Raw genomic sequence first — 20919 nt, 5'->3', positions numbered from 1 at the left:
CCTCTTTTACTTCTGGTTCAACAACCGTCTTATATCAGTTACCTCTTCATCACCAGGCTCCTGTCCACCGTATCTAACCCGGTAATAAAGCTGGATTAACGGCTCGATAGCGGCCTTCTGGCCAGCCTGCCCAGCTTTCCTTCTCTGATCCTTCTTCTTATCATCTTGGAGCAGCAAATCCCGGGTCATTTCCAACGGAGTAAGCCCAGGCCTCCATTCGCAGCCTTCATTGAGCCTGGCTAAGAGAAAACGCCGATACAAAAAGCGTACTCTCTCTTGATTGCTGTGCATATCCTCGTATCGCTCCTGGCGCTTGCCGAACCGGGAAAGAGCCCCCCTCCATTGCCCCCATTTCTGCCGCTGCTCTTCCCAGGAGAAGATCGAGCTCTCCTCATCACGATAGCCCGCGCTTTCACCAGCCCGGTCCCGCCGGCGCAGCAGGGCCAGCAGGCGGTCGATACTGCGCTTCCAGAAGCCCCCTGCATTTTTATACAACCAGTAAAGTGCAAATACGACTAGGGCCGCGACTACAGCGCCGCCGATTACATAGAAGAGAAGATCCAGAATCTGCGATAACAGACCCGGCTTTTGGACTTCCTCCGGAATAAACATCATCGGCGGCTCCTGGATTTCTTCCGGCTGCGGCGCCGCCGGCTCTCCGGATGAACGCGTAATCCAGGCGGCGATATATCTGATGATTTGCAGCAGCATATGGCCGATCCAACGCCCGGCCCCCGCTGCAAACAGAACAATAAGCCCCAACATAATGACGATAAAAACGGTATTATGCCGGCGCAATCCCCTCGGCAGCGGAGACGCTGATTTATTAGACAACGTTGTATAACGCAAGTATTCATAATTTGTCACGAACAGCGCGATCCCCAGGCAGGCCGCACCCAGCCAGGTAATCAGACCAAGCTCTCCACGCAGCAGAGCAATTCTTGAATAAGCAATTCCAGCGACAAAATATAGTGCAGTCCCAAACCAGTACAGTCTGGCTTCCCCTACCCGCGAGGCAGCCGTCATCCCTTGCAGCGCAAACAACGCCGCGCCGAGACCAAGACCGATCAAAGAGTACAGCCCCCCTGCTCCGACTCCTATGAAAATAGCGGCGAACGCAGCGCCAATCAGGACGGCGGTCCCAAGCTTTTTCCACAAGACCGGTACATAACTGTGAATAGCTGCTCCAAGAGAAGAAATAAACGGCAGGATTACCATCCAGCCTAAGGGCACAAACCGCGGGCTAAGCAGGACAACTGCAGCAAGATAGAGCGGCATCAGCACCACTATCTCGCCAAGGCAGGACAAGCATAGTTTCAATGTTCTTATTATGTAGGTGTTACCCCTATTTTCCATTAGAAATGCCCTCCATCGCCATCATCTTCCTATGGCTTTTAGTGAGTGCTCTACAAAAGCATGGCATAGCAGCTTGATTAAAACACAGGTTCGACTTCTGGGATGATCATCCATTCCATTCCATTTCCAAGCCGCAGGAGTTCATCGGCTGCCTTGCTCAGCTTCTCGCCCTGATGGCAGGTAATAAGCAAATAATCCGTATCTACGGGCTCCTCACTCAGCACCTCTTCAAGCAAGGTCGGCATGGAGACCGTTCGGTCGAGGACCAGTCTGGCCAATGTCGTCAGCAAGAGCTCCAACTGGTCCGCAGCGGCGGAGGGGCTAATGCGGACAGATTGTCTTGGTCCATCGATCAGATGTCCATTGCAGATGAAGCCTGTCTCAATCCCGCTGCGCAGCGCCTGATCAGCAACGGTAGCCGCATACCTGATCCCTAGCTCAATCCGCTCCGGATCATTAATATTGCGCCACATCGTGTCGCTATCCTCCAGATTGAGACAGATGACTAACCGATGATCGGCCGTATAGTCGCGCTTATGAACCTGCATAGTTCCCGTGCGAGCGGTGGCCTTCCAGTTGATCGATCCCATCACATCTCCGGGACGGTATTCGCGGATCCCCGAGGTCAAGAACGGGTCCTCCACAATCCAGCGCTGCACCGCCAGCTCCCCAATCCAGCTATGATTCGGCAGCGGCAGCTCCTGCAAAGCCAAGATTTGCGGATATACCAGCAGCTCCAGGTGAAGCGGAAATTTCTGCGCCCTGGAGCTCAGCCCTAGCGGATCGCCTGTCGTCAGCGTAGCCGAGTCGAGGCGGAAGAGGCCGCGCCGCGCGCACATCACCTGATGATGTCTCTTAATCCGGCGATAAGGACGAAGATAGAATAGACTGATATGGTTTTGATAAATATCACCGGAGTATATATCCAGGTTTACCTGGTCACCGAACCGGAGCCCAGTCTGGATGCTCGACTCCAATCGCAGCCAGGGAAGCGGCAGCCATTTCGCATTGGAGATCACCTCCACCATTTCAACCGTATCCCCCTCGAATACTGCATCCTTTGTGAAGTAGCGGGTATAAGTCAGCCCTCTCATCGCCCCCCGCTGATACACGAGCGACAGCACTCCGATTAGAATGCAAGCGCTGACAATCAACCAGGTTAATTGCATGTCTCCACCTACTTCCCTCTTCCTGCCCGTACATCCTCCGCAGGAACCTCCACTTCACTAAGCACTTGACGCACTACAGCATCTCCTTGCTGATCATCAGGGCGTAGTCCACGGCGCACCAGCAGACGATGGGCCAGCACCGGCTCGGCAACCCGCTTGATATCATCCGGTGTGACATAATCGCGGCCTTGAAGCAGAGCGATCCCCTGCGAGGCACGCAGCAAAGCACTGCTCGCCCGTGGACTTGCGCCCAGCCTCACATCCGGATGTCTCCGGGTCGCCTCGGTAAGACGAACCATGTATTCCAATAAGTCCCTGGACGCGCTGATTCCGGCCACAAACCGCTGCGCAGCAGCAACTTCCACACCCGCAGCTACGGGGCCTAACTCCTGCAGCGGGCTCTGTACCTGGAACCGTTGCAGGATGTCTACGCCCTCCTCAAGCGAAGGATAACCGACCTCAATACGCATCAGGAAGCGGTCAAGCTGAGCTTCAGGGAGCGGGAACGTTCCTTGGTTATCGATCGGATTCTGAGTCGCCATAACGAAGAACGGTCTGACCAGCTCATGGGTCACGCCGTCTATCGTTACCTGCCGTTCCTCCATACATTCCAATAGACTGGACTGGGTCCGCGGCGTGGCCCGGTTTATCTCATCGGCCAGCAACACCTGAGTGAACACAGGGCCAGGTCTGAACTCAAACTCACTTGTCTTCTGGTTATAGAAATTAATTCCGCTCAGATCAGAGGGCAATAAATCAGGGGTAAATTGGATTCTCTTAAATTGTCCGTCCAGTGAACGGGCCAGAGCCTTGGCCATCAGCGTCTTACCCGTCCCAGGCACATCCTCCAGCAGCACATGTCCGTTGCCGAACAAGGAAGCCAGCAACAGTTCAATCACTTCTTCCTTCCCTACGATCACTTGGCTGATATTGGTGTGAATCCGCTTCGATATTGACACCGCTTCCTGCAAGTTCATCATTCCACCGCCTTAATAACTAGAGTTATGTATATTTTTTCCTTCTACTATTATAACAAAAAGCCCGCTATGTCCTCTATTTATGATGCCACGTACCGACATGGTGTGCTTATATATAGAAGCTTACTAAGAAATCTAATGGGCCGCATTCCTCCATTGGCTACAAAGGCTGATCTGTAATATTAAAGAGGCAGCTCATCATTAAAAATGCCAGCTGCCTCATTGTACTGCCCTCGATAAATTAGACAATTTTTGTAGGGGGAATAATACAGGTAGTCATAGTGCTACAGCTTACCTTTTTTACCTACAAAGTAGGTCTCTGCAGGTCCCAGATAGCTGTCTGCAGGTTTCTTTCCTTCTGGATAAATGACCAGTTTTTCCAATACAAACCCTGGACTTACGGCAAAAACCCTTAATGTATTTAACCCTTCCCGGCAGCGGATTCCCGTGCTGTGCCTGCGAATGTGATCAAGCACGCCTTTGGCCCAATTGCCGTCATCCACCCGATAGCCCTCAGGAAGTGTATTGACTACGTTGATCTCTTCCTCATTGACCTGGACCCCGCACAATAACGTCCCTTCATTTGTCACTGGATTAGACGGCTGCATATAGAGCTCCACCTCATAAGCCCCGCCTTCCTGTACCCAGAGATGATATTCCAGATAAGGGGCGTCTTCACCGGCCGTAAAGTCTTCTGTTGTTGGAAAGGCCTTCACCGCTGATAAGGTCTTGCCATATCCGTGAATCACTTCAAATCTGCTTACTGCCCCATTCTCCTTGGCGGCTTCCTTGTTTAGAGCATAATGTTCAGCTTCTATGGAAATATACCCATTCGTCTCAATAAAGGTCATGTTCGGCAGTTCATTAAAATCATCGTTGGACGCGACTACCATTATTGTACAGGTGCCTACCGGCATTACAATAACAATATGGCCTTCGGTCTCGCCATTCATCGCGCTGCGGTCGATTTTCACCTGTATGATTTCCGTAGTTTTCTCTTTTCCGTCCAGGCTCCCGCTCGTGCTGGAACACGTCAGCCACGAATGATTGCAGGTAATCTTATACTCCGCAGGAAGATCGCTGATGCTGGAAATCGTAAATGAAGCTTCCTCCACATCCGGCTGTAAAAAATCATTCATTACTAATGTATTGATATGCCAAGCGCTTCCTTCACTCCGCTGCGTCGTTCCATCAACAGTGACCAATAATCTAGGTTTATTCGCAGGCAAAACATGCATAAGAATCGGATTTTGAGCTTCGTCTTCATTCCATTGCGTAAAGCCAATATGCTCGGAAAGCCCCATGCCGTACCACCTGCCATGATCCATCGTATGGAACTGATCCACAAGCTCCCTATCTTTCTTCCTGCATTCTCGAATCTGCTCCGCAAGCTTGTTGGCTTCCATTTCCCCGAGCTTGGCTTTGTGATGATTTTTGCCTGTGAGCAGCCACATTTTCTGCAAATTAAGGTTCCCGGCTGCTGGATAGTAGACTAGCGCAAAATAAGCCGGCAAATTCGCTTCATCCACCGTCTCAACCAGCTCATTCGCCAGCTCTAACAGGTGATCGATTCGATGCAGCATATCATCCGTTTCCTTGTAATTTACCGGGTGATACACATTTGAATTCATATGTTCAGGTCTGCGCTGATGGGCAATCCGGGTATAACCTGCCATCAGCTCAAAGATCTTCTCCATCTCATCCTCATGGAACACGCCGGCAAACTGCTTGTGAATCCATTTCTTCGTGTATAGATCCGTCTTGTTGATGGCCTGGGTTCCCCACGTTTCAAAGTCATAGGCCAGATCAAGAAAATAGGATAGCGGGAATTCCTGCGTAGCAATATCGCCCACATTGACGATCCAAAGATCACGGATGCCAAAGTCGTAGGCCATCGTCATCTGCTCCCAGATTTTCGGGAGATAAGAGCTGTTAATCCATTCATAAGAGATCGGCCCGCCATGATAATCAAAATGATAATACATGCCATACCCGCCCCTGTGGCTGCGCATTTCTTCCGTTGGCAAGGTCCGTAGATTGCCGTGGTTATCGTCGCAGAGCATCAGAATGACGTCCTCCAGTTCCTTGGAGTTGATCAATCCTGGCGTTTTCTCGTCTCCATAAAAGAACGGCTCCACTTCTTTATACAAAGCCAGCATTCTTGGCACTTCGGAAAGGTTGGGATGGATCTGTTCCCGAATTAGCCGGTTTTGGGTCTGCAATACCTCCCGCAACAGCTGGATATTGTCCGCCAGCGTAGCTTCTTTACCCATGATGGCCGTATCCGCTTCGCCCCGCATCCCGACCGTAATCACGCTCTCAAATTTACCACTCCGCTTCAGGCCGTCTTCCCAGAATTTTGTGATCCCTTCCCGGTTCGCAATGAAGTTCCACGCATCCCCATAAGGCGAATCTTTTCCGCGAAGATATTTATATTCCTCTCCATACCGCAAGCAAGGCTCATGATGGGACGCCCCCATAACGACGCCATATTCATCCGCCAATTCCGCATTAGCCAGGCCAGGGCCATCATCATAGAAACGGGCTGACCACATCGCAGGCCAGAGATAATTCCCTTTCAGTCTCAGCAGCAGTTCAAATACATGCTCATACATTTCCGCATTAAACCCGCCGAAATTTTTCATGGTCCAATTGCCAAACGCCGGCCATTCATCATTGATAAAAAAGCCGCGAAAACGAACAGAGGGTTCCTTAGAGATATATTTCAAATCCTCATCTAAAGAAAAGGATGCTTTACACTGCGGCTTCACATTCGCCCAGTCCACCAATGGAGAAACTCCAAGCTGCTCCGACAGATGAAACAGACCGTAGATCGTACCGCGTTTATCGCTGCCGGCGATGACCAAAGCTTTTTCGACACCTTCAAAGGGGCGATCAATGACCTGGAATAAAAATACTTCCCTCTTTCCCCGGATTTCTGATAAATTAATCCGTTGTCTCTCTTCAAGCTCAAGCAGCATGGGGCTGTGGCCCACGGTCCCATACAAAATTGCATTCTTCCCCAGCTGACTACTGTCTGTCGTGGCTTGCGGTGCATAACCAAATACCAGCTCCACATCATGCATCACCTTTTGGGCGATCTTATTTACGCCGCTAAAAGCTTCCTCTTCCCGGTAAAATAATGCGCCTGACATGGATGCACTGCTGTTTGAAGCGGTTACATTTCTAAGCATCTCTTGAGAAATCGTGAATTGCCTAGTAGCTCCCATAGTAACTTCCTTTCCGTTGCTTTTTTATCCGCTTATGCTTTTTTTCATTTAATTACAGCAAAGTATACATAGATTTGTTGTTAAAAGATATATACCAATTCAAGAAAAAGGTTTGCAAATTCCACAAATTTCGCTTTCAAACTCCTTGTTTCACCTATAAGCTCTTTATAGGGGATTTTTATGCGGCAATATCGAACATGATATTCGTGCACGGATAGCAAGGCTCTATCACTTTCCGTTCCCTTTTATCAAACCTAAAAAAATAAAATCATACCTGCCAAAGGAGAATGAGAGGAATGACCGAAGCTTCAAATTGGAAAACAGGCGCTCGTGGACATAAATTTATAGCTTCCTTTAGCGGAGGAAAGGACAGCACACTAGCCTTATACAAAGCGATGAAGGCTGGAGAAGCCGTTGGACTTATCGTGATGTTAGAAGATGAAGGGGACCGCTCCCGGTCCCATGGCTTGCCTCCAGCATTCTTGCAGGCTCAAGCGGAGTCTATAGGTTTACCCCTATATACCGCAGCCTCAAGCTGGGCAAGTTACGAAGAAAACTTTATACGGCTGCTGGTAAACGCTAAAGATCAAGGAGCAGAGGCGTTAGTAACCGGAGACCTTGACATGCCTGAGCACGGGTGCTGGCACGACAAAGTAACAAAAATTGCTGGATTAAAGCTTGGCATGCCTCTATGGGAAATGAATCACCGGGACGTTGTCGAAGAATTCATTCAGCTTGGATTCATTACAATTATCGTGACAGTGAATGTATCGTTAGGCATGAAAGAGGCAGATCTAGGGCGCGTGTTGACTCTGGATTATGTGAAGGAGCTCGAAGCTCGCGGGATCGACCCCTGCGGAGAGGGTGGGGAGTTCCATACGGCCGTCATCGATGGCCCCATATTCAACAAGCCAATTTCCGTAAGCAAAGGCAAGATCATTTGCAACGGAGAGTATGCTTTCCTGCCACTGGAGCTGACGGAGTGAACTTGGGGTGGGGTTCAATCACTGCGCTGAGGAAGCGGCAGTGAGAGTAGCCACAAGCAATAACCCCATATCTATAAACAGATCTCGTAAGCAAGTTTTAGGGCCATCCTTCGTGGTTTAAGGGCCATCCGCGGAGGATGGCCCTTTATGGAGTTCGTTTTTCTTGAACTGCAGTTAACCTTTAGGAAGATTCTCTTAAAAACCGCCCCTGGAATGAATGATTTGACCGGTAATCCATTGGGAATCGTCGCTGGCCAGAAAAGCGATCAATCGGGCCGCATCTTCCGGGAGACCGACCCGGCCCATCGGAAATTGTGGCAGCAGTGCTGTCTTCACCTCCTCGGACATCCAGCCAGTGTCGGTAGGACCGGGATCGACCGCGTTGACTGTAATGTGAAGCGGTGCCAGCTCTGCGGCTAGTGATTCGGTAAAAACAGAGATAGCCCCTTTTGTCGCTGCATAGGCAAGATTACCAGGCATTGGGCCCTTCCCTTGGCCAGAAGTGAGGTTGATGATCCGGCCGCCGAGTACACGATTAGAGGAGCGAGTGTTTGTCTCCGCCTCGAGCATGCGTGCGAATTCGGCGGACAACATGAAGGTCCCCCTCATGTTTACGGCACAGTGAGCATCGATGAGGGACTCATTTAATTGGCGGAAATCAGCATCGACGCTATACGTTGCATTATTGACGAGGATCGTGGGAAGACCCACTGTCTTCCGGACCTCCTCTAACAAACTGGATGCGGAACCCGGCACGGCGAGGTCCAATTTCATATGTGCAGCTTGAACACCCAATTGCCGCAGTTCTCCTGCGAAAGAATCGGGCCAATGCTCATCAGCAACGTTTGGATAAAATTCTTTCTCGTAATCATACAGATGTGTAAAGAACAGGCTCGCGCCATCGTTAGCCAATGCCCGGCAAATCGCAGCACCAATACCGCCTGGACGACTTACCCCTGTAATGATGGCAATTTTATTTTGTAATCTGGTCATTTGCGATATACCTCCCGTTAAGAGGAGACGAGAGTGCCGTTCTAGGTTTGGAGATGGATTCATCCCGTCACTAAATAAAAAAAACGGATACCCAAGTATCCGCGCAACAGGTAGTTCGAACGGTTGCTCGCGTTCCTTGAAATGGTTGAAGATCGGCATGATGAACCGGAGCAATGGCGCATACCATTACCAGATTCATGCGATCGGATTCAATCAAACCATTACAAGGATGTCCACATTAGACTGCGAGTCCCCTTTCCTTCATCTCCATATTTTGGATTATAGAATAAACTTAAAATCACATCAAGGATTAATGTAAAATACTGCTCGTTCAGCCGATGTCCCTTATTTAGAAGACCTCTCATGTTGAAGCAGCCATTCTTTTCTCCCCAGACCACCGTACCACTCATTCTTTCCCTTCATCTTCACCCAGTCCTTAACCCCCATGGCTACTTCCATCCGCACTCCATTTTAACAAAGTCGAAAAATCATACTAAATTATCCTTCAAACATTTAGTTCTATGATTTCTATATGAAATTTCATATACAATTGCTCAAATTGGCAAAAAAATAACGATTCAGTATGAATTTTCGAACAGAATCATTTTGACGCAAATTGTAGCACTTATTTCTTCAGAAGTAACTGCTGTTTCTTCAGATATACTGGCAATAGATTCATATACTCTTCCAATGAGATAGCAGACTGAACTCTTTCCCTTAATGTTAATCTGTTAAAGATAAAGTTGCTTGACTGGATTAAGTTCTGCATCAGCTTCCAATCAGAATTTATCAACTTTGTACCAGAATATAGGCAACGGGAACCATCCTACGGGCGCAGTAACAGACATATAACGACTGTGTTGTGTCAGCAGAAGCGCCTGAGCCTGCTGCTTATCAAGGACAACTGCATCGGGCTTAGCAGACCGCTCAACAGTCACACCACTCGCATCCACTAGTGCAGTAATCGGCTGACCGTCCATAACTGCGGAGAATTCCCCATGCACAATTCCTGTAGTTTTAAACTTAAGTGTAAGATAAGCCTTCAATACATTTGCAAAATCTACAATATGATACATATCAGATGTTTCGATAACATAGTCTTCAGCAATGCTGCCAAGAGTTGTATTCAGAGGAATGTCATATTCTGGCGTATAAATAGATATCCGCTCTGCTCTGCTGTATACCATATAAGCCTTAATCGTCCGCAAAATATCGTCCGTATTTTTCATCGCGAATTCAGATATTTCATCGCCAGCGTCGTTTAGGATGAGGTACCCAATCAAATGACCTTGATCCAGGACACCCAGTGCATTTTGATGGAAGGTGCTGAAAATAAGTGGCAATTGCTGTGCATCACGTTCAATATAAGCAAGCCGCGATGTGTTTATGCTATGTGCAAAGGCTTCTGCTCCTTCAATCTCGAATAACGGGGAGAAAGATATTCCTGTGTCGTTCACATGTTTTAAACCATGGCGCACGTTGGCCTCTCCCACGAAATACTTGAACTTTACACCGCCGAGAGTGAAGCCAAAATACTCATATCTCTGTCGCTGGCCAAATAATACAACCATATCACACGTATTACGCAGTTCTCCAAGCCACAGGTCCATGAGTGCCTTCATATGCCCTTCGCCACGCGCCCGTGGATGGACCGATACAGTACCCAAATAGCAGGTTCGCAGAATATAGTCACATACCGTTAGAGGCTCTGGTAAAACAGCCACCTGTGCGCGCAGCCTGCCTTTCTCATCCACAGCAACCTTATGCATGGCTGAAGAATCTGCGTTCTTTCCATACACTTTGGGCATCAGGGTTTCAAAATCTAAGTGAAAAGAATAATTTGCTAAATCTATACATTCATCACGCTCATTCTGAGTTGCCATTCTGTATTTAGTCATGTGCCCTATCCTTTCAGTCTAAAGATTAAACGATCTTCCTAAACTATACTTCCAGCTAGAAACATATTCAATATCCTTCCCAACAGCGCGGTAGTGATCGACAAGGAACTGGTTACCGTGTGTTACTTTATGGAAACGACGACCTTTCCTTTAGCTCCTCCGCCTTCAAGGTATTCCAAGGCTCGCGGTGTTTCTGCAAATTTAAACACCTGATCAATAACAGGAATAATACTCTCCTTTTCCATTAGCTCCTTAATCTTCTCCAGCTGCGCTCCGCTAGGCTTCATAAACAAGAAATGATAGCTCGTCAGAGTCTTTTTCTCGTATGTTGTAAGCTTGTGACCGACAATCGATAATAGGGTTGTCTTCAACCATCCCAAGCGTGCTTCTTTGCCGCATTCAGCAAGAACCATAGCTGAAATGCTAATCCCGCATGCAAGATGCTTTTGTCCATAATTCCGATCAAAATTTGGACCACCCGAAAACCGGCCTCAACATCTTGCGCATCCAATAAGCGATGATCGTTCCTGCGCCCCATGAACTGGGGTTCTGCAAGTACTCCATGTATTGATCGTTGATGATATAAGTCCGAGTGGAAGCAGGGCTCTTCAGACCGAGCTTTTCCCACATCGCCGGATCATTCGAACCTCCGAGCTTCTCAAGCATATTCGCCGACTCCCGATTTATTTTAGCCGGAATTTGCGCGAAGGCTTGGATGATTTGCTCATGAAATTCGTCGATCGGATTGCGGTTAACAAGGCTCGTCAAATGGATGCTCTCGCGAATGTAAGAAACGTATGCCAGATGGTCAGCCCAGAACTTGTCGATAAAATATAGCCTTACTCGCCGCTCCGAAGGGCTCATCGTCGTCTCGTCTTTCAAGATCCTGAGCCGCTCCTCGTATAAAATACGCCTCTGTTCCTCCACCATATCCGAATAACGGTTCAGTTCCTGGCGAATATGGAAGTTCTGGCCCATAATAACGCGCTGAATATGCACGATTTTACTGCGGAGCACCGACTCTTCGAGAGCCTCATCCTGTCTGAGATCGCGATAGGCGGGCGGAATCGCTTTATCGATGCCGAACTGAAGCGTTAACTCGTCCTCCAAGCTTACGAAAAATACGGAAGCTCCCGGGTCGCCTTGGCGGCCGGACCGCCCGCGCAGTTGGTCGTCGATCCGCAAGCTTTCGTGCACATGCGTCCCAATGACGTACAACCCGCCCAGCTTGGCGACAACTGCTGCTTGCGTGGGGTTGCCGCCGCCGAGCCGAATGTCGACGCCGCGTCCCGCCATATTCGTAGACACCGTCACGGCGCCGATTTCTCCCGCTTTGGCGATGATTTCGGCTTCTTTTGCGTCGTTTTTCGCATTCAAAACGTGACAAGGTACGCCTGCAGCCGCTAGCGCCTCCGCCAGCATGTCAGACTCTTCGACGCTTGACGTACCAATGAGAATTGGACGCCCCGCCCTATGAACGGACGAGATTTCTTGTACAAGCGCCTTAAGCTTGGCTTCTTTGTGTGTATAAATCCGGTGCGGATGGTCGATCCGTATGTTTGGCCGGTTTGGCGGAATTCGCACGACCTGCAGTGCATATATTGCTTCGAAATCCATCGCAGAAACGTGCGCAGTAGCCGTCATTCCGCAAATCTTCGGATATAGGCTAAGGAAGTGTTGAAGGGTGATCGTACTGAGAATTTTCCCGCCGGGTAAGGGTTCCAGCCCTTCTTTGGCTTCAAGCGCGGCTTGCAGCCCGTCTGGCAAATGCCGGTTCTCCGCCACGCGGCCGGTGTATTCGTCGATCAGTTCGATTTTACCGTCCCGGACGATGTAATCGACGTCTCTTTTCAATAACGATTCCGCATGCAGCGCGCAATTTAACGACGATAAGAAATGACTATTATGGCTATCGTACAAATTGCCGCATCCCAACAGCGCCTCCGCTTTCGCAGCGCCTGCTTCATTCAAATAAACGTTCCTCTGAAACTCGTCGAAGTCGTAATGCTCATCTTGCTCGAGCTGCCTGGCCACTTCCGCGAAACGAATGCCGTCATGGCCGGAAGAGCCCGGCTCGCCGGCGATGACTAGCGGCACCCGCGCTTCGTCGAGAAGCAGCGAATCCGCTTCGTCGACGATGACGTAGTGGAAAGGACGATGCACGGTATCGGCTTCGTCCAGTGCGATCGTGTCGCGCAAATAATCGAATCCCGCCTCTTTGGCCGTAACATAGGTGATATCCGCGGCGTACGCTTCCCGTTTCTCAGACAAGCTCATGCCCGCTTGCACCGATTTTACCGTTAACCCGAGGAAACGATAGATCGGGCCCATCCACTCCGCATCCCGATTTGCTAAATAATCGTTAAAAGTCAGCACATGAACGCCTTCGCCGGTTAGCGCATTTAGATAAGCAGGCATAACCGCAGAGAGCGTTTTTCCTTCGCCGGTATGCTGCTCGATCAAAAATCCCTCGTGCAGAGCGATGGCTGCCATGATCTGGACATCGTAGGGCTGTAATCCGAGCGTTCTCTTCGCTGCTTCGCACACCAGCGCATAGGCATCGGCAAGCAGCTCGTCCAAAGGCGTTCCCGATTTCGCTTCCTTTTTCAGCCGGAGAGATTCCGCTTGCAGCCTCTGATCGTCCCAAGCCTCCAAATTCCGTTCTCGGATGAGCTTTACTTTGTCCCGATAGCCTTTCAGCTTAAGCCGGTTATCGCGGTCCTTGAATTCTTGCATCCACTTGACGGCTAAATTCATCGGAATTTGATCCCTCCTCGGTAGAAATACGCGATTCTATAGCGGCTAAAGTAAAATTAACTCTATAACAATAGCGAGATTATTTTCTACTCATCCTTTAACCGTCGTTGATACAAAGCAACAGATATAATCGTTAATACAACCGTCCATGACAAAATGATGAGGAGGGGTTTTAATAAATCTCCCATCGTAAAGCCTGCGTTGCGTATATCAAGCAAACGAACAAGTTGAATAGTTGATGTATATTCCAGCACTTTGAAAATCGGAAAGTCATCCGCTAGTAACATTCCTCCATATGGTCCCCCAGTAAATACGATCGCCACAGGAATTATAGATAATGATGCGTCAAGCAACGTCTTGGAGTATAAACCACATATCGTCCCGACTGCGGTGTATAAAATAATCGAAAGAATGGTTGCTGCCACAAACGCCCATATACTTGCTGGCTCATAGCCTAATATATATGTAGAAATAGCCAGAACAACAGCAGACATGACAAAAACTAACGAACTTTTACCGATTAAAACATCCATGGTTGTGGCCGGAGTCATCATTAATGATCGTAAAGTGTTGCGCTCCTTTTCCTCTGCAATCAAGCAGGCTTGTGCAAAACACGTTAGTATCACAAATGAAGCATTAAAGACAAAGCCGACAGCTCCAGGCAATAATTGGCCTGCACCTCGAAAAAGAAGTGCGAATATAATTGGGAAAATTAACATAATAGAGACGGCATAATTGCGTGAAAACTCTTTGTAATCCTTCACAAATATTGCTCTGGTACGTTTTAATGAGAAACTCATAGTAACTCACTTCCTGTTATTTTAATAAAGATATCACCTAGACTGGGCTCTTTCGTTTCTACTCGATCAATTAATCCTCGTTTCATCCAATCGGCGATTTGATCAGCCGTTCCCTCATCGATCGGGAGCTCGTAGGCTTCCCCACTGATTAATTCAACACAAACTACGTTTTCCCGATGCTGTTTTTTAAGTTCCTTGGGTGAGCCGATGGTTTGGATTTGTCCTTGATATAAAATCGCTACACGATTGCACATCAATTCTGCCTCAGCCATATCATGTGTAGTTAAAAAAATCGTTGTGCCCTTCTCATTTAAGTAGCGTAAGCCTTTATAAATATGGGCTGAGTTTACTGGATCTAAAGCCGAAGTAGGTTCATCTAAAAATAATAATTCCGGCTCATGGATAATCGCGCATGCCAACATGACACGCTGACGCATCCCTTTTGATAAGCGATTGACTTTCTTTTTGCGCTCTCCGCTTAAGTTAACAAACTGCAGCACCTTATCGATCGAAGATTTAGGAAGATCATATAGCTTACGATACAGCTCCAGATTTTCCTCAATCGTTAATCTCTCATATAGACCGCTGTTATCCGTCAAAATGCCAAAGCGCATCTTCTGGGCAGACTGATGCATCATCTCGGCTGGCTGGTTAAATACACTTGCCTGTCCGCTTGTCGGATTTAATTGCGCCGTTAAAATCTTAATTAGTGTCGTTTTTCCCGCACCACTCGGACCTAGGAAACCAAAAATTTCCCCTTTCGGAATGGAAAAAGACACGTCCGCTAACGCATCCTTATTTCCAAATCTTTTGCGAATATGTTCTACCTGGATAACATCCATTCGCACCACTTCCTTAGAGTCGATGGCTTAAATATATAAAGATTGCCTGCTTCCAGCCATCTAAATCCGCCGAAATGTAGCTGTTATCGCCTGAATGGTACTATGGAATGCTTGATTAGTTCGATATTTCCCCGGAAATGGCAGATGTTTACAAAGTTATGCTTGCTTCGCAAACTGGTATATGCTTGCGATGCTATGTTTACTTCGCAAACTGGCAGATGCTTACGAAGCTATGTTTGCTTCGCAAACTGGCGTATGATTTCGAAGTTATGTTTGCTACGCAAACATTTCAAATGTTAAGAAGTGCTTTTAATTCCTGCAATTTTGCACGGGATAACGGAACCACGGTATTTTTGCCTGTATTTAATCGCAAGCTGTAGCTATTCTTCGTCCATGTAATAATCTCTCTTACTTTTTGCAAATTAACGATATAGGATCGATGACACCTGAAAAATCCGAAATTTAACAATCTCTGCTCGAGCTCGGTTAACGTCAATGCACAGACATAATTTTCTCCACCCACATGAACAAGGATCGAACCCTCTATACTTTCTATGTAATCGACTTCAGGCGGATCAAATAAAATCACTTTGTCATTTCTTTTCGTAGAAATTTTCTGCAAGGTGATATTGGCCTGATCTTGTTCCTGCACTTCCTGCTTATCCTCTTCGGAATCCCGAATATCCAATGGATGAAATCCGAGCTCGTTCAATCGATAAATGGTATCACAGGAAATCATGGCATCCTCTAAATTCGAAGTTAAAATTAAAACCTGCTTTTCTCTCGAAACGTCATCTAAAATCCGTTTAAAATGACGACGATCCTCTTCTTCCAAGTAAAAATAGGGCTCCTCCAATACAAGTGTAGGCTGATGCGCAAAAAAGACACGCAGCAATGTCACATACATCCTTTTCGATGAGCTTAGATCCTTGATTTTTACCTTCCGTTCTTCCTTTAAAGCAAAATAATCCATTAACGAAGCGACACGCTCATTCCTCTCCGTTACTTTGATTAGAAAAGTGATGAGCTCCTCCACCGTTAAACGCATATACTCGCTTTGCCCAGCTCGAAATAAATAATACTCAGAATGATTCACTAATTGATTCATTAACAGCTGCTTTCGCTTCAAGTCCGTTATAATGCCAATCGATTGGTTCGATGTCATATTTAATTCGATCTTCGGTAGAAATAACTCCCCATCATAATAAACTGGTTGAAATTGCATGCCGTCCTCCTAATTGGTTCTCCGTAGGGTATATATTACAATTATAAATGTTGGGATACTCTTTTGTCAGTTTTCTATAGAAAAGCCTAACGGCGAGAAGGGGATATCTAGAAGCTGAAGGGGAAATTAGTATGAGGCACTTTAAAGACGATCATAAACCAAAGGAGTGGCTATATGTCTATAATTATCTTATTTAGAGGCAAAGCTGGCACCGGAAAATCTACTTTATCAGACGAGCTGGGAAAGAGACTTCATATACCTGTCTTACATAAGGATGATATATATGATTCGGTTGCTGGTTATGTTTCTGAGCATGATTTAAGGAATCAAATATGCTTTGAATTTCTATACCGGTTTTTAGAAACAATAATCCATTCGAAAGCGGCAATCATACTTGACTTTGGTTTAAATCATTTCCATGACGCCCAAAAGTTGAAGGGTTGGATTGAGAATAGAGGCGGGGAATTAAAGGTGTTCCATTGCATCTGCAGTGATGAATCCATTTGGTCTGAAAGACTTACTGACCGAAGCATTAATCCATTACCTAATCAATTGATTACTAATTTAGCCGAGCTCAAAAAACATTATAAAGACGCCACTACTGAGCTTCTTGAAGGTGAAATAATATTGGATACAGTTCAGGATAAAGAAATATTGGTCAATCAAGCCGAGTCTTTGATTTTGGGACATTCTTGAATATGCCAGAATTTCCTTGCAATTCATGATAATTGGGTCTAAATCGGCCAATTCCCACAATCATAATGAATATGTAATTGATTGTGAATGGAGGTTGTGAAAACATGAAGGGGATAAATCGGATATTGAGTCGAAAAATTATGATACGGCTCACCGCACCATAGTATAGAAGGTTTTTTTCATGGATGAACATTACCCCGTGAAGGGAGAATTGGTTGGTAATTTAAATGAGATTTTTCAGGAACTTAATGAACTGGATATACCATCTAGACCATGGGTTCCGATTGGAAATCTAAAGGAACAGATTAAGACAGCTTATCAAATTGATTTAGATGTGAGAGAAAATCTGTCACTTGCTATAGAGAATATCTTAACGGTTGTTGAAAAAAATGCTACTGAAAAGACTATCGTAATTTCTGATGTAGGTGCCCACAAGTTGTCTATTGCCCGTACCTATCAATCAAAACAGGCAGGCCGACTCATACTCTCAAATGGACAGTGCCTTAAAACAAAACAATGAAATAACACTGATAGATATTCAAATGGGAATGAATTAATAATAGACAAAAAAGCATGGCCTGCTCCACCACATAGAACAGAATAATGAAACGAAAAAAGCGGCCATAGAGCTGATAAGCTTCGCCGAATCCCAGCCTCAATCGTTGCTGCTAATCCCCTTCAATTTACAAATAAATAAAATAATCATAAAATATTGAGAAATGGACTTCCAGAAATTGAGGGGGAATTTAGTATAAGGCATGCCGTCCTTCAATCGTATATGACTGGCTTTACTTTAACCAAGAACTTATCGTTGGATATTGCAGATTTTTATAGCTTACATGACGACATACGAACATTGACTCATACGCGTAAAGTGGCAGAAGAAGCGATGAGAATTGCGAACCTCTACGGAGAAAATCCGGCTGTATTAGAGCAAGCTGCTCTCCTTCATGATATAAGTAATGTCATTCCTGTCACGCAAATGTTACAAACAGCAGATGAACTCGGCATCCCTATCCTAGATGACGAGCGCAGCTACTCTCGAATTATTCATCAAAAATTATCCAAAGCTATGGCGGAACATATCTTTTTGATAAAAAACAGTGATATTTTAAATGCGATTGAATGTCACACAACATTAAAAGCTCAAGCATCTCTTATTGATAAAATCTTGTTTATCTCCGATAAAATCTCCTTTGACATGCCTGGAGAGCATCTTTACCTGCTTGAAATAAGGAGATGTGTTGATGATGGTAATTTGGACAAAGCCGTTCTCATTTACCTGGACACGATCTGGGAACAGCGTTCAAAACTTAAGCTAGTTCACCCTTGGCTAGTTAGTGCCCGAGAAGAGTTATTACATCTTATTAAAAATACATAGAAGGGTAAATATATAAATGAATATGAGCAGATTCATGATTGGACAATATGGTACCTTTGACTATACCAAGTATCACCGGGATTTTTTTAACGGATTCTATGGGATAGAGGCTTGCCTATTTGAACATAACGACGATGCGATAAACTTATTGAAAGAGTCGGTGAAGGATGACTTCCGAATTGGTATTCACTTTCCATTAAGAGCTGGGATTTCGAATATCAGAGATGCACTTTTCCTGTCCACTGATAATGTAACCCGGACACAAGCCTTTCATATTATTCAAGAAGAGCTTGATTATCTAATCACTTTAAAACCTAGTTATATCCTTTTTCATTATCCTAAGCCTGTTATTTTAGACGATAGAGTCGATTGGAGCAGTTGGCGGTTTACGGATCGAAGCGAATATGATTACGAGAGCTTATATTCTTATCACGAGTTCAAAGAAAAGAGTGATTACCTATTCGAATGGCTTTCCTGCAAAGGTAAAGAATATAATTTTACACCTATTTTGGAATTTGACGCTTTAAATAAGTATATCTATCGAGAAGATTACTTGCACCGATTATTAGAGAAGTACAACAATATCAAACTATGCTTAGATACTGCAAGACTTTATATACAGGATCGGATTGACCCCAATTTTGATTCAAAATCGGTCATCAAGCAGTATGCCAAGTATGCAGGGGTCGTTCACTTGTCAAATGTTCAAATAGATGATACTGGTACTATTTTAAAAAGTCGCCAACCCGTTCTACCTAGCTTAAAACCACATGATGGCTGGGCACCAATAGAAGAATATTTGCGAATGATTAACCAGGAGAATCACGAAGTCAAAATTATGTTCGAGCACCGCTCAGATTATGTAACTGATGATGAACTCAGAGAATGCTACAAGTGGGTCACCGGATTATTAAGCCTATCATGAACTAAAGGAGTGGCTCTTATCACAACCTAAACTTGCATTAAACACCCGTCTGACCTTACAGTCGACGGGTGTTTTAGCTATCTCTTATTCCGGCCAGTTGATTTCTCCCATCAGATATTCGTTCTCGGCGAGGGCGGCCGAAAATAGGAGCTCTGCTAGCCAATTCTTTATCGCTAACACAACTAAACTCTACGTTACTTGTTTAGTTTTGGAGCCAAAATCAATCCCAGAAATGATATAAGGAATGGCTGATTGGATAAATCCCTCTGGCTGAATCGTCTTGCTATTTCTTCGCCATTCTACAGATGCCCCGTACATTCCCCAACTTAACATAACGGCAGTAAGCCTCAGAGTTTGCTCATTTTCAGTTGGATGTTGGTTTAACAACATTTTATAAAAGATGATTTCAAGCTGTTCCCTAATAATACGGGCAATGGTATCTTCGTATCCTCTATGGCAACGGTTGGATAATGATTGTTGAAAGTTTGTAATTACTTTGAAAATGTTAATTAACGCTTCTTCATTTAATTCGATATTTTCGTATGCATCACAATGCAAATCAACTAACAATACTTCTGATAATGCCTTGTCCAATAAGTCATATATATCTTCAAAATGATAATAGAATGTGGCTCGATTAATCGTAGCCTCAGTTGTAATATCTTTTACGGTAATATCCTTAAACTCTTTTTTACCTGAAAGTTCTATAAAAGCATCCATTATTAATTTTCGAGTACGTAATATGCGGGGATCCGTCTTTGATTGAGTCATGTGATGTTGTCCCTCCTACTTTTTAAACAATTTCATCAATGTGTTGTATAAACAACAAATCGATGGAACTATTGGTGTTGATCCTATTCATTATTGCTTAAGATTTAATTGTAAGGCAAATGATAAATTAAGCCAAACCGCTTTAGGGAGGGATTTCAGGATGATTAAAATTGAAGCTTGGACCGATTATGTATGTCAATTTTGTTACATCGCAAAGCGTGAATTAGAACATGCCTTAGAAGCCACCGGCTTGAAAGATCAAGTTAAAATCACATATAAAGCCTACGAATTAGTTCCTGATGGAGCCACTTCCCCTACGACAACAATGTTGGAGGGGTTGAGCAAACGATTTGGACAGCCTGTGTCGAAAGTACGAGAAATGGTGGAAGGTACAATTCAAAGAGCAAAAAGTCTAGATCTCGACTATCGCTATGACAATATGATGTGGCAAAGTACATTGAACGCCCACCGCGTCGGAAAATACGCTCAAGAGATGGGTAAAGGAATGGAATATCAAGAACGAATTTTTTACGCTGTATTCACTGAAAATAAATTCCTTCCTGACAATGAACAACTCCTTGCTTTAGCAAAGGACGTTGGTCTTGATGAAAAGGCTGTGAGGGGAATTCTGGAAGATGATAATGCTTATTTAGCTGAAGTTGAAAATGATAAGAGTGAAGCAAGAAGGTTGCGTGTGACGGGTGTCCCTTATTTTGTAATTAACAATAAATATACGATTTCGGGCGCCCAGTCTCAGGATACCTTTGAAAATGCATTAGAACAAATCGCAGAGGAAGAAGGATTGAAACCTAAGTTACAACAACTTGGTTCAACGGATGGCGTTTGTGGGCCTGACGGCTGTTTCATCTAAAGTTCAGAAAATGAAACAAACCTATTGACGGTTCATGTTCAA

The 20919-nt window shown here is 45.5% G+C and carries 18 protein-coding genes; 6 read left to right on the top strand and 12 right to left on the bottom strand.

All coding sequences use genetic code 11. The features are described 5' to 3' along the window. Positions 1–6: 6 nt before the first annotated feature. From G358_RS0113615 to G358_RS0113600, 4 genes are all read right to left on the bottom strand, one after another. Positions 7–1356, bottom strand: a complete 1350-nt coding sequence (locus tag G358_RS0113615; RefSeq protein ID WP_019637789.1) for a DUF4129 domain-containing protein — start codon at positions 1354–1356, stop codon at positions 7–9. A gap of 77 nt (positions 1357–1433) precedes the next feature. Continuing rightward, on the bottom strand, positions 1434–2525 hold the full coding sequence (locus G358_RS0113610) for a DUF58 domain-containing protein (protein WP_019637788.1): 1092 nt from the start codon (positions 2523–2525) through the stop codon (positions 1434–1436). 8 nt (positions 2526–2533) lie between these two features. Then, complete coding sequence (locus G358_RS0113605) at positions 2534–3502, bottom strand: AAA family ATPase (protein WP_019637787.1); 969 nt, start codon at positions 3500–3502, stop codon at positions 2534–2536. 284 nt (positions 3503–3786) lie between these two features. Further along, on the bottom strand, positions 3787–6732 hold the full coding sequence (locus tag G358_RS0113600) for a glycosyl hydrolase 115 family protein (protein WP_019637786.1): 2946 nt from the start codon (positions 6730–6732) through the stop codon (positions 3787–3789). A 296-nt stretch (positions 6733–7028) separates the two neighbouring features. Here G358_RS0113600 and G358_RS0113595 point away from each other — a divergent pair, with 296 nt between their 5' ends. Beyond that, the gene (locus G358_RS0113595; RefSeq protein ID WP_019637785.1) at positions 7029–7718 is read left to right on the top strand and encodes a Dph6-related ATP pyrophosphatase; all 690 of its coding nucleotides are present in this window, start codon (positions 7029–7031) and stop codon (positions 7716–7718) included. Between the two features lie 195 nt (positions 7719–7913). Here G358_RS0113595 and G358_RS0113590 read toward each other — a convergent pair whose 3' ends face one another. The 7 genes from G358_RS0113590 to G358_RS0113550 all read right to left on the bottom strand — a co-directional run bounded on the left by G358_RS0113590 (position 7914) and on the right by G358_RS0113550 (position 16233). Then, positions 7914–8711 (bottom strand): SDR family oxidoreductase, encoded by a 798-nt coding sequence (locus G358_RS0113590; protein WP_019637784.1) that lies wholly within the window; start codon positions 8709–8711, stop codon positions 7914–7916. Between the two features lie 779 nt (positions 8712–9490). Continuing rightward, entirely contained in the window at positions 9491–10609 is a 1119-nt protein-coding gene (locus G358_RS0113580; protein WP_019637782.1) for a GNAT family N-acetyltransferase, read from the bottom strand. Positions 10610–10731: 122 nt separating this feature from the next. Continuing rightward, entirely contained in the window at positions 10732–11022 is a 291-nt protein-coding gene (locus G358_RS0113575; protein ID WP_157274367.1) for a zinc-binding dehydrogenase, read from the bottom strand. Positions 11023–11071: 49 nt separating this feature from the next. Beyond that, positions 11072–13366, bottom strand: a complete 2295-nt coding sequence (gene secA2 / locus G358_RS0113565; protein ID WP_019637779.1) for an accessory Sec system translocase SecA2 — start codon at positions 13364–13366, stop codon at positions 11072–11074. Positions 13367–13452: 86 nt separating this feature from the next. Beyond that, a complete protein-coding gene (locus tag G358_RS0113560) occupies positions 13453–14166 on the bottom strand; it encodes an ABC transporter permease (RefSeq protein WP_019637778.1) in 714 nt (237 codons plus the stop codon). Beyond that, positions 14163–15008, bottom strand: coding sequence for an ABC transporter ATP-binding protein (locus G358_RS0113555; protein WP_019637777.1), 846 nt, complete (start codon positions 15006–15008; stop codon positions 14163–14165). Before G358_RS0113555 ends, G358_RS0113560 begins: the two co-directional genes overlap by 4 nt. A gap of 289 nt (positions 15009–15297) precedes the next feature. Then, positions 15298–16233, bottom strand: coding sequence for a LytTR family transcriptional regulator DNA-binding domain-containing protein (locus G358_RS0113550; protein ID WP_019637776.1), 936 nt, complete (start codon positions 16231–16233; stop codon positions 15298–15300). Positions 16234–16407: 174 nt separating this feature from the next. On the opposite strand from G358_RS0113550, the gene G358_RS0113545 reads away from it, so the two are divergent. From G358_RS0113545 to G358_RS0113525, 4 genes are all read left to right on the top strand, one after another. Beyond that, positions 16408–16929 carry a P-loop nucleotide/nucleoside kinase family protein gene (locus G358_RS0113545; protein ID WP_019637775.1) on the top strand — a complete coding sequence of 174 codons (522 nt, stop codon included), beginning with the start codon at positions 16408–16410 and terminating at the stop codon, positions 16927–16929. 181 nt (positions 16930–17110) lie between these two features. Further along, on the top strand, positions 17111–17449 hold the full coding sequence (locus G358_RS0113540) for a hypothetical protein (protein ID WP_019637774.1): 339 nt from the start codon (positions 17111–17113) through the stop codon (positions 17447–17449). A gap of 291 nt (positions 17450–17740) precedes the next feature. Beyond that, complete coding sequence (yqeK, locus tag G358_RS0113530; protein ID WP_240480024.1) at positions 17741–18310, top strand: bis(5'-nucleosyl)-tetraphosphatase (symmetrical) YqeK; 570 nt, start codon at positions 17741–17743, stop codon at positions 18308–18310. Between the two features lie 16 nt (positions 18311–18326). Next, positions 18327–19235 carry a hypothetical protein gene (locus tag G358_RS0113525; RefSeq protein ID WP_019637771.1) on the top strand — a complete coding sequence of 303 codons (909 nt, stop codon included), beginning with the start codon at positions 18327–18329 and terminating at the stop codon, positions 19233–19235. 189 nt (positions 19236–19424) lie between these two features. Here G358_RS0113525 and G358_RS0113520 read toward each other — a convergent pair whose 3' ends face one another. Next, complete coding sequence (locus G358_RS0113520; protein ID WP_019637770.1) at positions 19425–20006, bottom strand: TetR/AcrR family transcriptional regulator; 582 nt, start codon at positions 20004–20006, stop codon at positions 19425–19427. Between the two features lie 160 nt (positions 20007–20166). Between G358_RS0113520 and G358_RS0113515 the strand changes: the two genes are divergently transcribed. Further along, complete coding sequence (locus tag G358_RS0113515; RefSeq protein WP_019637769.1) at positions 20167–20877, top strand: DsbA family oxidoreductase; 711 nt, start codon at positions 20167–20169, stop codon at positions 20875–20877. Positions 20878–20919 lie beyond the last annotated feature (42 nt).

Source organism: Paenibacillus fonticola DSM 21315 (genome assembly GCF_000381905.1).
Taxonomy (GTDB): domain Bacteria; phylum Bacillota; class Bacilli; order Paenibacillales; family Paenibacillaceae; genus Fontibacillus; species Fontibacillus fonticola.
This window is presented reverse-complemented; position numbering and strand designations above follow the sequence as displayed.